The sequence below is a fragment of the Bacterioplanes sp. CLAM21 genome (assembly GCF_059641015.1).
This window is the reverse complement of sequence record NZ_CM184929.1, coordinates 3090411-3105180: the sequence shown is the minus strand read 5'-3', so window position 1 is coordinate 3105180 and position 14770 is coordinate 3090411. Positions and strand designations below refer to the sequence as shown.

Annotated in this window: 12 protein-coding genes; 10 read left to right on the top strand and 2 right to left on the bottom strand. The window is 51.4% G+C overall.

The features are described from left to right. Positions 1-14: 14 nt before the first annotated feature. Positions 15-806 (bottom strand): CsiV family protein, encoded by a 792-nt coding sequence (locus AC55FS_RS14090; protein ID WP_496932890.1) that lies wholly within the window; start codon positions 804-806, stop codon positions 15-17. After that, complete coding sequence (gene mfd, locus AC55FS_RS14085) at positions 803-4273, bottom strand: transcription-repair coupling factor (RefSeq protein WP_496932889.1); 3471 nt, start codon at positions 4271-4273, stop codon at positions 803-805. The genes AC55FS_RS14090 and mfd overlap by 4 nt, the downstream gene beginning before the upstream one ends. A gap of 187 nt (positions 4274-4460) precedes the next feature. Between mfd and AC55FS_RS14080 the strand changes: the two genes are divergently transcribed. From AC55FS_RS14080 to AC55FS_RS14035, 10 genes are all read left to right on the top strand, one after another. Then, positions 4461-5906 carry a glyceraldehyde-3-phosphate dehydrogenase gene (locus AC55FS_RS14080; RefSeq protein WP_496932888.1) on the top strand — a complete coding sequence of 482 codons (1446 nt, stop codon included), beginning with the start codon at positions 4461-4463 and terminating at the stop codon, positions 5904-5906. A gap of 316 nt (positions 5907-6222) precedes the next feature. Continuing rightward, the gene (locus AC55FS_RS14075; RefSeq protein WP_496932887.1) at positions 6223-7557 is read left to right on the top strand and encodes a Na(+)-translocating NADH-quinone reductase subunit A; all 1335 of its coding nucleotides are present in this window, start codon (positions 6223-6225) and stop codon (positions 7555-7557) included. Between the two features lie 2 nt (positions 7558-7559). Further along, positions 7560-8771, top strand: coding sequence for an NADH:ubiquinone reductase (Na(+)-transporting) subunit B (locus AC55FS_RS14070; protein ID WP_496932886.1), 1212 nt, complete (start codon positions 7560-7562; stop codon positions 8769-8771). Further along, the gene (locus AC55FS_RS14065; RefSeq protein WP_496932885.1) at positions 8761-9564 is read left to right on the top strand and encodes a Na(+)-translocating NADH-quinone reductase subunit C; all 804 of its coding nucleotides are present in this window, start codon (positions 8761-8763) and stop codon (positions 9562-9564) included. The genes AC55FS_RS14070 and AC55FS_RS14065 overlap by 11 nt, the downstream gene beginning before the upstream one ends. Position 9565: 1 nt before the next feature. Further along, positions 9566-10228: an NADH:ubiquinone reductase (Na(+)-transporting) subunit D gene (locus tag AC55FS_RS14060; RefSeq protein WP_496932884.1), complete on the top strand. Its 663-nt coding sequence runs from the start codon at positions 9566-9568 to the stop codon at positions 10226-10228. After that, the gene (nqrE, locus tag AC55FS_RS14055; protein WP_496932883.1) at positions 10228-10842 is read left to right on the top strand and encodes an NADH:ubiquinone reductase (Na(+)-transporting) subunit E; all 615 of its coding nucleotides are present in this window, start codon (positions 10228-10230) and stop codon (positions 10840-10842) included. Before AC55FS_RS14060 ends, nqrE begins: the two co-directional genes overlap by 1 nt. A gap of 11 nt (positions 10843-10853) precedes the next feature. Continuing rightward, positions 10854-12077 (top strand): NADH:ubiquinone reductase (Na(+)-transporting) subunit F, encoded by a 1224-nt coding sequence (gene nqrF, locus AC55FS_RS14050; RefSeq protein ID WP_496932882.1) that lies wholly within the window; start codon positions 10854-10856, stop codon positions 12075-12077. Between the two features lie 192 nt (positions 12078-12269). Continuing rightward, positions 12270-13409, top strand: a complete 1140-nt coding sequence (locus AC55FS_RS14045) for an acyl-CoA desaturase (RefSeq protein WP_496932881.1) — start codon at positions 12270-12272, stop codon at positions 13407-13409. Positions 13410-13612: 203 nt separating this feature from the next. Then, a complete protein-coding gene (locus tag AC55FS_RS14040) occupies positions 13613-14284 on the top strand; it encodes an SDR family oxidoreductase (protein WP_496932880.1) in 672 nt (223 codons plus the stop codon). Between the two features lie 15 nt (positions 14285-14299). Beyond that, entirely contained in the window at positions 14300-14698 is a 399-nt protein-coding gene (locus AC55FS_RS14035) for a hypothetical protein (RefSeq protein WP_496932879.1), read from the top strand. Positions 14699-14770: the final 72 nt, after the last annotated feature.

Genomic DNA, 14770 nt, shown 5'->3' with positions numbered 1-14770 from the left:
GTGTCGTCTGCCCGTCAATTGACGGGCTCACCATTGAGATCATCGGCATTTTCAATGGGAATCACCTTGACCACCGCGCCCAATAACGGGTGATCGATATAGTGCAGCTCGCCTGAGCGCATGCGTCGACTTTGTTTGACGTGAGCAGCGCGCAGTGGCAACTGTGCTTCAACGTACGGGACCAGCTGGCGTTGATAAAGATGGCTGAGCAAATCCGTTGGTGTGGCAGGGCTGACGTCCATTGCCGACGGCATCAGTAAGCTTGGGTTGGGTTTGTAGTGTTGCACAATGAGATCGGTATTGAAGTGCAAGTAGCGGCTAATATGCACCGAAAAGGTTCCACGGATATCCATGCTCAGTGCACCACTGAGGTGTAAATTGAGCGGATGCTGAATGGCCTTGCCTTGCTCTTGAATGGGCTCAATCCAGGCTTTGTGAAACACCAATTGCATATCATCACGCCAGCGCACTCGATCGGCAGGATCACGCAGCTCCAACACACTTTGCTCTGTAAACGCTGCTGGCCAGTTGGCGTTAGGTACATCGCTGAAGCCAAAGCGTGCCAACAGTGCACTGTTGGCATTGTGATCGCCCTTGGGTGTAAGCCACCAGTTAACGTCGGCCGGGTCTTTTTTTAATGCCAGTGGTGGCGGACTGTCGAGGGCCACGGGCCATTGCTCGGAGCCATCGCTTTCCGGTTGGGTATAGGCGACCAGCATCAACTCGATGCGATACCAAGGCGCGGCCAGCGAGGTGGCGGGTAGCAAGATAGCCAGTAGCAGGGCTAAGGAAGTTAACCAATTCACGCGTTAGGGTCCTTTTGTAACTCAGTCAGCACCTGATCGATGACATTGAAGCGGGCGTCGATACTGCTCATGTTAAAAAAGAAACGCAAGCTGTGGCCGCCTTCCAATTTGAAACGCTGTGGCTGAGTTTGCACTAATCGCACCAGTACAAACGGATCCACCTGGGTGTCACCGGCAAACTCAATGCGACCGGCGTCGTTGCCGGCGTCTAATTTGCTGATGCCCAGTGGCTGCAGCTTCAGTTTTAGGCTGGTTTGGCGGAACAAATTCTTGACCGCATCCGGCAGTAGGCCAAAGCGATCGATCATTTCAATTTGCAGCTCTTTTAACTCGGTGTCGTCCTGAGCGCTGGCGATACGCTTGTACAGGGTCAAACGGCCGTTGACGTCGGGCAGGTAATCTTCCGGAATCAGTGCCTGCAGATGCAAGTTCACTTCGGCGCCGCTGTTCAGGCTAAGGTCGGCCGATGGCGTTTTGCCCGATTTCATCGCTTTGACGGCTTGCTCTAGCATTTCCATATATAAGGTAAAGCCGATGGTCTCTATCTGGCCACTTTGCTCTTCGCCCAATAGCTCACCGGCTCCACGAATTTCCAAGTCGTGGGTTGCCAGCATAAAGCCAGCTCCCAGGTCTTGAGCGGCACTGATGGCGTCGAGGCGCTTTTCTGCATCTGTGGTGAGCTTTTTATCTGGCGTCAATAAATAGGCATAGGCTTGGTGGTGGGAGCGGCCCACTCGGCCACGCAATTGATGTAATTGCGCTAAGCCAAATTTATCCGCGCGTTCAATAATAATGGTATTGGCGGAAGGAACGTCGATGCCGGTTTCTATGATGGTGGTGCACACCAGTACGTTAAAGCGTTTGTGATAAAAATCGCTCATCACGCTTTCTAGTTCACGCTCGGACATTTGCCCATGGGCCACGCCCACGCGTGCTTCTGGAATGGCTTCGCTCAATTCGCGTGCGGTTTTATCAATGCTTTTGACTTCGTTGTGCAGATAGTACACCTGACCACCGCGCAATATCTCTCGCAAAATGGCTTCTTTAATGGTCGGGCCATCGTGCTGGCGCACAAAGGTTTTAACGCTTAAGCGCTTGGCTGGCGGTGTGGCGATAATGGATAAGTCGCGAATCGACGCCATCGACATATTCAACGTACGCGGAATAGGCGTAGCGGTTAGGGTCAAAATATCGACCTCAGCGCGCAGGGATTTAATGCGCTCTTTTTGCTGCACGCCAAAGCGGTGCTCTTCATCAATGATCAATAAACCCAGGTGGTCAAATTTGACATCTTTTTGCAATAGTTTATGGGTGCCAACCACAATGTCGGTTTTGCCTTCCAGCATGCGATCGAGGGCTGCTTGGGTGTCTTTAGCCGATTTAAAGCGCGACAGCACGTCGACTTTGACGGGCCACTCGGCAAAGCGATCAACAAAGTTTTCATAGTGCTGCTGGGCCAGTAGCGTGGTTGGCACTAATACCGCGACCTGCTTGCCACTTTGCACGGCCATAAAAGCAGCACGCATGGCGACTTCGGTTTTACCAAAGCCAACGTCACCACACACCAAGCGATCCATTGGGCGAGCTGAGCACATATCATTAATAACAGCTTCGATGGCCGTGGCTTGATCTGGGGTTTCTTCAAATGGAAAACCTGCGGCAAAACGTTGGTAATCCTGATCCGGGGCATCAAAGGCAAACCCTTTGCGTGCTTCACGGCGGGCATAAATATCCAGCAGCTCGGCGGCGGTATCGCGAATTTTTTCTGCCGCTTTGCGTTTTGCCTGGGCCCACTTTTCACTACCCAGCTTATTCAATGGCGCCTGACTGCCGTCGCCGCCGCCATAACGAGAAATTAGGTGCAGTGACGACACCGGTACATATAAATTGGCACCGCCGGAATACTCGAGTTTTAGAAACTCATTGACCTCACCGCCGGCTTCTAAGGTTTCTAGTCCTAGATAGCGACCAACGCCATGATCCAAATGCACTACGGGGGTGCCGGGTTGCAGCTCGGATAGATCGCGCACGATCATTTCCGAATCGCTGCGCTGCTTTTGCCGACGTCGACGTTGCTGAATGCGCTGGCCAAACAGCTGGTTTTCGGTCAGCAGTACCAGTGGCGGCGTTCCTTCGATGACGACGCTGTGCTCCAGCGGTGCAATAACAACACCGAGTGACGCTGGACTGCTGGCGGCCTGTTGCCAGTTGTCAAATTCGTCGGGTATCAGCTTGGCGCGACGCAACACATCTTTGAGCGCTTCGCGACGGCCAGCTGATTCGACACAGAAGCGTACGCGCCTGGGCTCTTCTTGCAGCCAGTTAAGCAAGCGCTGCAGCGGTTGCTCTAAGCGACTGTCGGTACTGACATCGGCGAGCGGTTGGGTGGCAAACGCTGTGGCGCCCGCTCGTTCAGGCAATTGCTGCTGATGCCATTGAATGCGCGGGTGCTGATTGAGCTGCGTGAATAGCTGGTCGGTGGCCAAAAACAATTCCGCTGGTGGCAGAATCGGGCGCTGAATATCGTAGCGGCGGCTTTCATAGCGCTGCTCCACTTCCTGGCGAAACTGCTGTGCAGCGGTTTCCAACTCGGCGTCGTGAATGATCAATGTTTTAGCTGGCAAATGATCAAATAAGCTGCCCAGAGGGTCGGCAAAAAACAGCGGCAAATAGTACTCCACGCCGGGAGGTGCGATGCCGTTAGCAATGTCGGTAAAAACGCTGGTGGACTTTGGGTCTTGCTCAAAAAAATCAAACCAGCGGCTTTTGAAGATGCGCAGGGCGGTTTTATCGAGAGGAAACTCTCGCGCTGGCAAAATACGAATGCTGTTGACTTTATCTATGGTGCGCTGACTGTCCGGATCGAAGTTGCGCAGGCTGTCAATTTCGTCGTCAAACAGCTCGATACGAAACGGCTGGCTTTGCCCCATCGGGAAGATATCCATGATGGCGCCACGCACGGCGTATTCACCGTGCTCGTATACGGTGTCAACGGCATGATAGCCGGCGGCTTCCAATTGTAAGCGAGTCTTGTCGACGTCAAAGTGGGCACCGACATCGAGGGCAAAACTTTGGCCTTGGTAAAAGCTGGCGGGTGGTAAACGATGCAGCAAGGTGCTGATCGGCAAAATCAATACGCCGGTACGGGTGTCTTGCAGCTGTGCCAGGGTCGCCAGGCGTTGAGAAATAATGTCCTGATGCGGCGAAAACACATCGTAGGGCAAAATCTCCCAATCGGGAAAGTGCAGTACCGGCAAGTGGGCGGCAAAAAACCGCAGCTCATCTTCCAGTCGCATGGCGCTGCTGGTGTCTGTGCTGATGACTAGGGTCAGGCCATTATGCTGGCTGGCTGCTTCGGCAATGGCCAGTGCCTGACTGGCGCCATGCAGCTGCCCCCAAAAGCGCCTCTCCCCGGCACGTTGAGGTAATTCCGGGTTCAGTAACAAGCAAGATTGAGCTGACACCACGCGAGCTGGCTCCTTAGCGATAACGATGCATTGGTATAGGCGGCGCTCAGTGTACCCAAAGGTATGGCTGATCGGTAGCGATGCGAGCGCCAGCTTGCGGCAACACACAATTGTGAATCATCGATGACACGGGCATAATGTGCGCCCCAAATTTGCCATTCATTTGTTTGTAATCGGAAGGTGTGCCGTGAGCCAAGACATGCGTGAGGCCTGTTTAAAGGATTGGATGGAGCGTGAATCCATCGCTGAGTCCATGATTCCTCTGATCGGTGGTTTGTACCGTCAAAACAACGTGGTGACCGCCCTCTATGGTCGTCCGGTAATCAACCGTTCTGTGATTGAGCTGATCAAAGCGCACCGCTTTGTTCGCCACATGGAAAACGAAGAGCTGTCGGTGCACGACACCTATCCGGTACTGAAGGCCATGAGCGAACTGAATATCGCCCGTGCCCACGTTGATATCGGTAAGCTGGCGGTTAAATTCCGCAAAGAAGGCAGCGGCCAGGACGTTAAAGACTTCGTTGCTGAAGAGCTGAAAGACACCATTGGTCAGTCACCTGCAGACGGTGAAGATCGTGATGTGGTGCTGTACGGCTTTGGTCGTATCGGTCGTTTGCTGGCCCGTATCCTGATTGAAAAATCAGGCGGTGATAACGGTCTGCGTCTGCGTGCGATCGTTGTGCGTCGTGGCAAAGGCGACGATCTGGTCAAGCGTGCCAGCTTGCTGCGTCGTGACTCTGTGCATGGCACTTTCCGAGGCACCTTGAGCATTGATGAAGAAAATGAAGCCATCATTGCCAACGGTAACTACATCAAGGTGATTTACGCCAACAGCCCGGCGGATATCGATTACACCCAGTACGGCATTAACAATGCGCTGGTGATTGATAATACCGGTGTATGGCGTGACGAAGATGGTCTAGCGCAGCACCTGCAAGCTAAAGGCACTGCACGCGTATTGCTGACGGCTCCTGGCAAAGGCGATTTGAAAAACATCGTTTATGGCATTAACCACGGCGATATCGAACAAGGCGACAAGATTTTGTCGGCCGCTTCTTGTACCACGAACGCCATCACGCCAGTGTTAAAAGTGATGAACGATGCTTATGGCATCAATAGTGGTCACGTTGAAACCGTGCATTCTTACACCAACGACCAAAACCTGATCGACAATTACCATAAAGGTGATCGTCGTGGCCGTAGTGCGCCATTGAACATGGTGATTACCGAAACGGGCGCGGCCAAGGCGGTTTCTAAAGCTCTGCCTGAGCTGAAAGGAAAGCTGACGGGTAACGCGATTCGTGTGCCAACGCCAAATGTGTCGATGGCCATTTTGTCGCTGAATCTGAGCAAAGAGGTCAGCGTTGAGGAAGTGAATGACTTCCTGCGTGAGCAGTCGTTGCACTCTGAGCTGCAAAAGCAAATTGATTGGGTCAACTCGCCAGAAGTGGTGTCTACCGACTTTGTGGGTAACAGCCATGCAGGTATTGTTGATGCTCAAGCTACCATTGTGAATGGTCAGCACGTTAATTTGTACGTGTGGTATGACAATGAATACGGCTACAGCCGTCAGGTGGTGCGCATTGCGCAGCAGGTATGTGGGGTGAACTACGCCACATATCCGGCTCGCTAAGCCGCTGAAGCCAAAAAAGCCGTTGCCTGTGCAGCGGCTTTTTTTTGTCTAAGCTTCGGGCAGTTTCATTTCAGATGGCATGCGCCAAATGTGTTAGGCCAAAGGCCCGTTGCGCGGTGGATTCTTGGCACAGCCATCTTTATAATTAGCGCGAATTTTTAACTTGGGAAATGAGTCCAAGTGCTTGTTTCCAGTGCAAAAACACGGTTTGCATCGTGACGTACCGCGAACTTCCTGAATCAGGGGGAGTCTGCTGTGCGCTTTTTTTGTACGTGGGAGATCAGCATCTTGAGGCAATTGTGATTAGGCGAGGCATATGATCAACATCAAGAAAGGTCTCGACTTGCCCATCACCGGTAGCCCTGAACAAGCCATATATGATGGACCAGCCATCAGCGAAGTTGCTGTAGTTGGCCCAGATTACGTCGGTATGAAACCGACGATGGAAGTTCAGGTCGGTGATCGGGTCAAGAAGGGCCAGGTGTTATTCACCGATAAAAAAACAGAAGGCGTGCAATACACCGCACCAGCGGCGGGTGTGATCAAAGCCGTTCACCGTGGTGAACGCCGACGCTTCCTCTCCGTTGTTATTGGTTGTGAAGGTGACGAAGAAATCACTTTTAACCGTTACAGCGAAGAGCAGTTGGCGTCATTAACGGCGGAGCAGGTAGCAGAAAACCTGATTCAATCAGGATTATGGACCGCGTTGCGTACCCGTCCATTCTCACGTGTGCCGGAGCCCGGTAGCCGTCCGCAAGCTATTTTCGTTAATGCCATGGATACCAATCCATTGGCGGCGGATCCTGCGTTGATCATTGCTGAGCAACCGCAAGCCTTTAGACAAGGTGTGACCGTGTTGAAGGCGCTGACGGAAGGCACCTTGTATGTGTGTAAAGCACCGGGTGCGGACATTCCTAGCGCTGGTGTTGAGCAAACCGAAGAGTTTGCCGGTCCACATCCGGCAGGCCTCAGTGGTACTCATGTTCATTTCCTGCACCCTGTCAGTGACAAGCGCACGGTATGGACCATCGGCTATCAGGACGTGATTGCCATCGGACAATTGTTCACCTCGGGGCAGCTGAATAGTCAGCGCGTGGTGTCTTTGGCCGGTCCACAGGTGAAAACCCCGCGTTTACTGCGGACTCAAGTGGGTGCCAACCTGAACGAGCTGACCGCCGGTGAGCTGCTGGAAGACGAGAACCGCATTATTTCCGGTTCTGTGTTTGGTGGTCGCACTGCCGCCGGTGAAGAGGCCTATTTGGGTCGGTTCCACAATCAGGTGTCGGTGCTGCGCGAAGGTCGTGATCGCCCACTGCTGCATTATATCCGTGCCGGTAATGACCGTTTCTCTGTGATGCCTATTTATCTTTCCAAATTGATGAATAAGTTGTTCCCGTTCAGCACCAGCACCAACGGCAGTGAGCGTGCCATGGTACCGGTTGGTGCTTACGAGAAGATTATGCCCCTCGATATGTTGCCGACTCAGTTGTTGCGCGCGCTGATTGTCGAAGATATGGACACGGCAATTGCCTTGGGAGCGCTGGAGTTGGACGAAGACGATTTGGCGCTCTGTAGCTTCGTTTGTCCGGGTAAATACGAATACGGCCCAATCCTGCGTAAAAATCTAACTCGAATTGAGGCGGAGGGTTGATCATGGGACTGCGAACGACACTCGATAAAATGGCGCCGCACTTTGAAAAAGGCGGCAAATATCAAAAGCTGTATCCACTGTATGAAGCAGTAGATACCGCTCTGTTCCATCCACCTAATGTGACCAATAACACGTCTCATGTGCGTGACGGTATCGACCTTAAGCGCATTATGATCACGGTGTGGATCTGTACCTTCCCGGCCATGTTCTTTGGCATGTACAACATTGGCTTGCAGGCCAATGAAGCCATTGCTGCGGGCGCTGGAACAGCCATTGAAGGCTGGCGTGAAATGCTGATCGCTCTGTTGGGCGGCGGTGGCCATAACCCGGCCAGTTTCTGGGATAACTTCGCCTTTGGTGCGGCCTACTTCCTGCCGGTATACGCGGTGACTTTTGCCGTGGGTGGCTTCTGGGAAGTGCTGTTTGCCATCGTGCGCAAGCATGAAGTGAACGAAGGCTTTTTTGTTACCTCCATTTTGTTTGCCTTGATCTTACCGCCGAGCATTCCGCTGTGGCAGGTCGCCCTGGGCATTAGCTTTGGTGTGGTGATTGGCAAAGAAATCTTTGGTGGTACCGGTAAAAACTTCCTGAACCCGGCGCTGACGGGTCGTGCCTTCCTGTTCTTTGCTTATCCGGCCGATTTGTCGGGTAACTCGGTGTGGACGGCCGTGGATGGTTTCTCAGGCGCGACGCCTCTGAGTAACGCCCAAGAAGGTGGTGTGCAAGCCATTTTGGATGGCGGTGTAACCTGGTTTGATGCCTTCTTTGGCACCATTCAAGGTTCGATGGGTGAAACCAGTACGCTGGCGATTTTGCTGGGCGGCGCAGTGTTGCTGACCATGGGCATCGCTAGCTGGCGTATTGTGTTGGGTGTGTTGTTAGGCATGGTGGCTACCTCCATGTTGTTTAACGCCATTGGCTCAGACACCAACGCGCTGTTTGCCTTGCCTTGGTACTGGCACCTGGTGCTGGGTGGTTTTGCCTTCGGCATGATTTTTATGGCCACCGATCCTGTGTCTGCGTCTATGACCAACACTGGCAAATTCTACTTTGGTGCCTTGATTGGTTTGATGGTGGTGATGATTCGGGTCGCTAACCCGGCGTATCCAGAAGGCATGATGCTGGCCATTTTATTTGCCAACCTATTTGCCCCTCTGATTGACCACTTTGTGGTGCAGTCGAATGTTAAGCGGAGGATCGCTCGTGTCAGCTAACAACGATACCATCCAAAAAACTCTATTGGTGGCGGTACTTTTGTGCTTGGTGTGTTCGGTGATCGTGGCGGGCGCTGCGGTATCACTGAAGCCACTGCAACAGGCCAATAAATCTGAGGATATGAAGAAAAATATCCTCGCTGCCGCTGGTCTGTTGGACAGCAGCAAGGGCATTACCGAGCAGTTTGAACAGGTAACGACACGCATCGTTAACCTGGATGAAGGCCGCTTTGCTAACGAAGATGAGCTGGCTGAAATCAAGCAGTTGATGGGCATTCAGGACATCGCCAAGTTTGATCAGCGCAAAGCTGCGCAAATGCCAGAGTTGTCCGACAAGCTGGCTGGCAGTGAAGATCCCGCCAGCATTAAGCGTCGCGCCAAGTTTGCTGCTGTTTACCTGGTGAAAAAAGGCGACTCTTTGGACAAGCTGATTTTGCCAGTACACGGCTATGGCTTGTGGTCGACCTTATACGGCTTTATCGCTTTAAAAGGTGATTTGGAAACCGTCGAAGGTTTGGGCTTCTATTCCCATGGTGAAACACCAGGACTGGGCGGTGAAGTCGACAATCCATTGTGGAAAGCAAAATGGGTTGGCAAACAGCTGTATAACGACCAGGGCCAATTGGCCATTGAAGTGATCAAAGGCGAAGCGCCACGCGATTCAACCAATAAGGTAGATGGCTTAAGTGGCGCTACCCTGACCAGTCGTGGTGTTAACAACCTGGTGCGTTACTGGGTCGGTGAGCAGGCCTTTGGCAAACTGCTGAATCAAATGAAATCACAGGGGGCTTAAGGTGTCTGAGATTAAAAACGTTCTGACCGAACCCTTATTTAATAAAAACCCCATTGCTTTGCAGATTCTTGGAATCTGCTCGGCGTTGGCGGTCACTACCAGCTTGCAAGTAACGCTGGTGATGTGTTTGGCGGTGACAGCGGTAACGGCGTTTTCAAATGTTGGCGTATCGTTAATCCGTAACCAAATTCCGAATAACATTCGGATTATTGTGCAGATGATTATTATTGCCTCGCTGGTGATCGTGGTCGACCAGATCCTCAAGGCCTTTGCTTATGAAATCAGTAAGCAGCTGTCGGTATTTGTGGGTTTGATTATTACCAACTGTATCGTCATGGGTCGTTCTGAAGCTTTTGCCATGAAAAATGGCCCGGTGCTGAGCTTCTTTGACGGTGTGGGCAATGGCTTGGGTTACTCGGTCGTTTTGATTGTGGTGGCGACCGTGCGTGAGTTGTTTGGCGCCGGTAAGTTGCTGGGCTTTGAGATCCTGCCGTTGGTGACCGATGGCGGTTGGTATCAGTCTAACGGCTTGTTGCTACTGCCACCGTCGGCCTTCTTTATTATTGGTCTGTTCATCTGGGCATTGCGCAGCTTGAAAAAAGATCAGGTGGAAGAGGCTGAATTCAAGATCCTGCCAAATACTGAACATTCAGGAGGCCACTAATGGAACATTATTTAAGCCTGCTGGTTAAAGCGGTTTTTGTTGAAAACATGGCGTTGGCCTTTTTCTTGGGAATGTGTACCTTTTTGGCCATCTCCAAGAAAATTCAAACGGCCATTGGCCTAGGTATCGCGGTTATCTTGGTACTGGCGATTACCGTACCCGTCAACAACATCATTTATACCGGTCTGTTGAAAGAAGGTGCATTGACCTGGATTAGCGATGATTTCGCTACCGTCGATCTGAGCTTCTTGGGCTTGCTGACCTACATCGGCGTGATCGCTGCCATGGTACAGATTTTGGAAATGGTGCTGGATAAGTACGTTCCTTCTTTGTACAACGCACTGGGTGTGTTTTTGCCGCTGATTACCGTGAACTGCGCCATCATGGGTGCTTCTTTGTTCATGGTTGAGCGTGACTACAACCTGGGTGAAAGCGTGGTCTACGGTGTGGGTGCGGGTCTTGGCTGGGCATTGGCCATCGCTGCATTGGCGGGTATTCGCGAGAAAATGAAATACAGCGATGTGCCTGCTGGTCTGCAGGGCCTGGGCATTACCTTTATGACCGTTGGTCTGATGTCTCTCGGCTTCATGTCCTTCTCTGGCGTATCACTGTAAGGAATTAGGTAATGGATATCGAGATTATCTTAGGTGTGGTGATGTTCACCGTGATTGTATTATCACTGGTGGCCGTCATCCTGAGCGCTCGTGCCAAACTGGTGAGCTCTGGCAACGTTAAGATTCTGATTAACGGTGAGCGCGAGATTGAAACCGAAGCGGGCGGCAAGCTGCTGGGCACCCTGGCGGCCAATGGTGTATTCCTGTCATCCGCGTGTGGTGGTGGTGGTACCTGTGCACAGTGTAAATGTCGCATTACCGAAGGTGGCGGTTCCATGCTGCCGACGGAAGAGTCGCACTTTACCAAAGGTGAAGCCCGTGAAGGCTGGCGTCTGTCTTGTCAGGCACCGGTGAAACAAGACATGCACGTGGAAGTGCCGGAAGAAGTCTTTGGCGTTAAAAAATGGGAAACCACCGTTGTGTCAAATCCCAACGTGGCGACCTTTATTAAAGAGCTGACGCTGAAGCTGCCAGAAGGTGAAAACGTTGACTTCCGTGCTGGCGGTTATGTGCAGCTGGAATGTCCTCCGTACGAAATCAACTTCTCTGACTTTGATATTCAGGAAGAGTACCGCGGCGACTGGGAGCGCTTTGGTTTCTTTGACCTGAAAACCGTCAACAAAGAAGATGTGATTCGTGCCTACTCCATGGCCAACTATCCAGAAGAAAAAGGTCTGGTGAAGTTCAATATTCGTATTGCAACGCCACCTCCTGGCTCCAAGGATATTCCACCAGGCATTATGTCGAGCTATGTGTTTAACCTGAAGCCAGGTGATAAGGTCACTGTTTACGGTCCATTTGGTGAGTTCTTTGCCAAAGATACCGATGCAGAAATGGTCTTTATTGGTGGTGGTGCTGGCATGGCGCCGATGCGTTCACACATCTTTGACCAGCTGAAGCGTTTGAATTCTAAGCGCAAGATTAGCTTCTGGTACGGTGCACGTTCATTGCGTGAGCTGTTCTATCAGGATGAATATGATCAGCTGGCTGCTGAGAATGACAATTTTGAATGGCACGTGGCCATGTCGGATCCTCAGCCAGAAGATAATTGGACCGGTCTGACCGGCTTTATCCACAATGTATTGTACGAACAGTACCTGAAGGACCATCCGGCGCCTGAAGACTGTGAGTTCTATATGTGTGGGCCGCCGATCATGAACCAATCTGTTATCCAGATGTTGGAAAATATGGGTGTTGAGCCTGAAAACATCATGTTGGATGACTTTGGCGGATAAGCCATCAAAGCCCGGTACCTGCCGGGCTTTTTTATTCTCTTTTTCCACATGAGCAAAAGTCACACAAGCCAGTTAGATCGCAGTCTGTATCTTGATCTGACGCAAATGACTTGCCTGCGTCCCTTGTGGCCGTAGAGTCACCTGCTGGCTTCCGCTATCATGAATTCGATAGCCTTCTCGCCGAGATTTTTTATGTCCGAACAAACAACTTTTGAGAACGCACCGATCAACTGGGTTCCAGCGATCATGTTCTCAGCCACGGCTTTGGTGGCGCTTACATTGGTGCCTTGGTACGGCCTAAGTTACGGCTATAGCCTGGCGGCTGTGGTGTCGTATATTGTGCTGACGTCGTTGACTGAATTGGCAATTACGGCGGGTTACCACCGCTTGTGGGCGCACAATGCTTATGAAGCACACTGGAGTGTTCGGCTGCTGTTTGCCTTGTTTGGCGCTATGGCGCTGCAAAATACGATTTTGCATTGGAGCTCTGGCCATCGAGTGCATCACCGCCATGTTGATGAGGTCGATATCGACCCCTATTCGGCCAAGCGCGGTTTATGGTTTTCCCATATGGGCTGGATGTTGCGTCACTACCCAAGTGGTGAAGTGAATTTCGACAATGTCAAAAACCTGATGAAAGACCCAATCGTCATGTGGCAATACAAATATTATGTGCCCATTGCCGTGGCGATGAACTTTATTATTCCAATTGGCCTTGGCGTTATCTTCTCTGATCTATGGGGCATGATTTTATTGGCAGGCTTTTTACGTATAGTAACGACCCACCATTTTACCTTCTTTATTAATTCCATCGCCCATAAGTGGGGCTCTCAGCCTTACACTGATGAAAATACGGCGCGCGACAATCACTTTTTTGCCTTTTTAACCTTCGGTGAAGGCTATCACAATTACCATCATATCTTTCAGAACGACTATCGGAATGGCATTAAGTGGTGGCAGTGGGATCCAACCAAATGGTTGATCAAAGGTTGTGAGATGTTGGGCTTGGCACGTAATTTAAGAGTCGTACCTGATATAAAGATTCAGCGTGCTCGTCTGGATATGCAATTTAAACGCGCACAAGAGAAGCTGGCTGCCAGCAGTAATCGTGAGCAATGGTCAGCCTTGCTGGAAAAAGAGTACGAGCAGTTCAAAGTCATGTTGGCGGAATGGAAAGAGCTGCAGGCCGGGCGCTATCAAGAAACACGGCGCCACTTGCAGCAAAAGTGGGAAACTGCGACCTTGCGTACCCGCTATCAGGAGTTGGAATACTCGCTCAAGATGCAGCAAAAACGCTTAAAAATCATGATGGCACAATTTGCCACCAGCTGAGCAAAGCCCCGTCAGGGGCTTTTTTATTGCTTCGTTTTCTAGTAGTTGATCATCGGACGCAAATAAGCGGTTGAAAAGCGAACGATCGATACCGGTTGATTGAGAAAGCCGGAGTGGGTGAGGTCGAGTGTGTGACGAGAGGCGCTCTGGCTGTAGGCGTCACGGCGGGTTAGTATGGGCGCTGATTGAAATGGGAGATTCTTATGGCCAATATCGTCATAACCGGTGCTAATCGTGGCATTGGCCTGGCCTTGGCGCAGCAATTTGCTGAGCGCGGTGATTCTGTTACCGCCGTTTGCCGCAGCAGTAGCGATGAGCTGGAAGCCGTGTGTGATCAGATTGTCACTGGCATCGACGTTACCGATGAAGCCAGCTTGGCAGGTTTACCTACTGTGCTGGCAGAAATGCTGGCTGGTTCAGTTGACGTGCTGATTAATAATGCTGGCTTATTTCATAACGAAAGCCTGGAGGATATGGATGCCAATGCCATTCGCCAGCAATTTGAAGTGAATGCGCTAGCACCTATTGCCCTCACTGCGCAGTTAAAGCCGTTACTGGTTTCAGGCAGTAAGGTGATTAATATCACCAGTCGCATGGGTTCCATCGCCGATAATAGCTCGGGTCAATACTATGGCTACCGAGCGTCTAAAGCGGCGCTGAATGCGATGAGCAAAAGCTTGGCGCTGGATCTAAAACCAGAAGGCATTGCGGTTGCCGTGTTGCATCCTGGTTTTGTTCAAACCCGTATGGTCGGCTTTAATGGCGACGTATCCCCTGAGCAATCGGCGGCTGGCTTAATAGCTCGCATTGATGAGCTGACATTAAGCAATACCGGCTCTTTCTGGCATGCCAATGGCGAGCCACTACCCTGGTAACACAAAGGAATTTTCATGACTTCGCGTAAACCCCGTTTAGAAAAAAAGCTACATACTCGTTACCAGGCTGATTTCTTGTTTGAATGCAGCCAAGATCCTGTGTGGGCTGAAAAGCTTAAAAATCTTGAAGATGGTCAGGCGCTGGAAAGTGCTATGGATGGCCTGCCGCAAGACTTTGTTGCTTTGTTTCCTGAAACAGAAGAGATGCTGCTGAATTATTGCATCGAGCGAGTGGAGCTGGCTGATGTGCCGCGCCATGCTTCCTGCTGGTGGCCGATTGAAGAGGGCACCCAGTTCTTTTTATGTTATCCCGCGCAGTTTCCACAAGCCGCGCTGTATTTAGCGGTAGATTTTGACGATCACGATCACGATCACGATCACGATCACGATCACGATCACGATCACGATCATTAAAATAATAAGGGCGCTATAGGCGCCCTTATTGTTAGCTGATATCGGCCAAGGCTTAACTGACAGCTATAACAC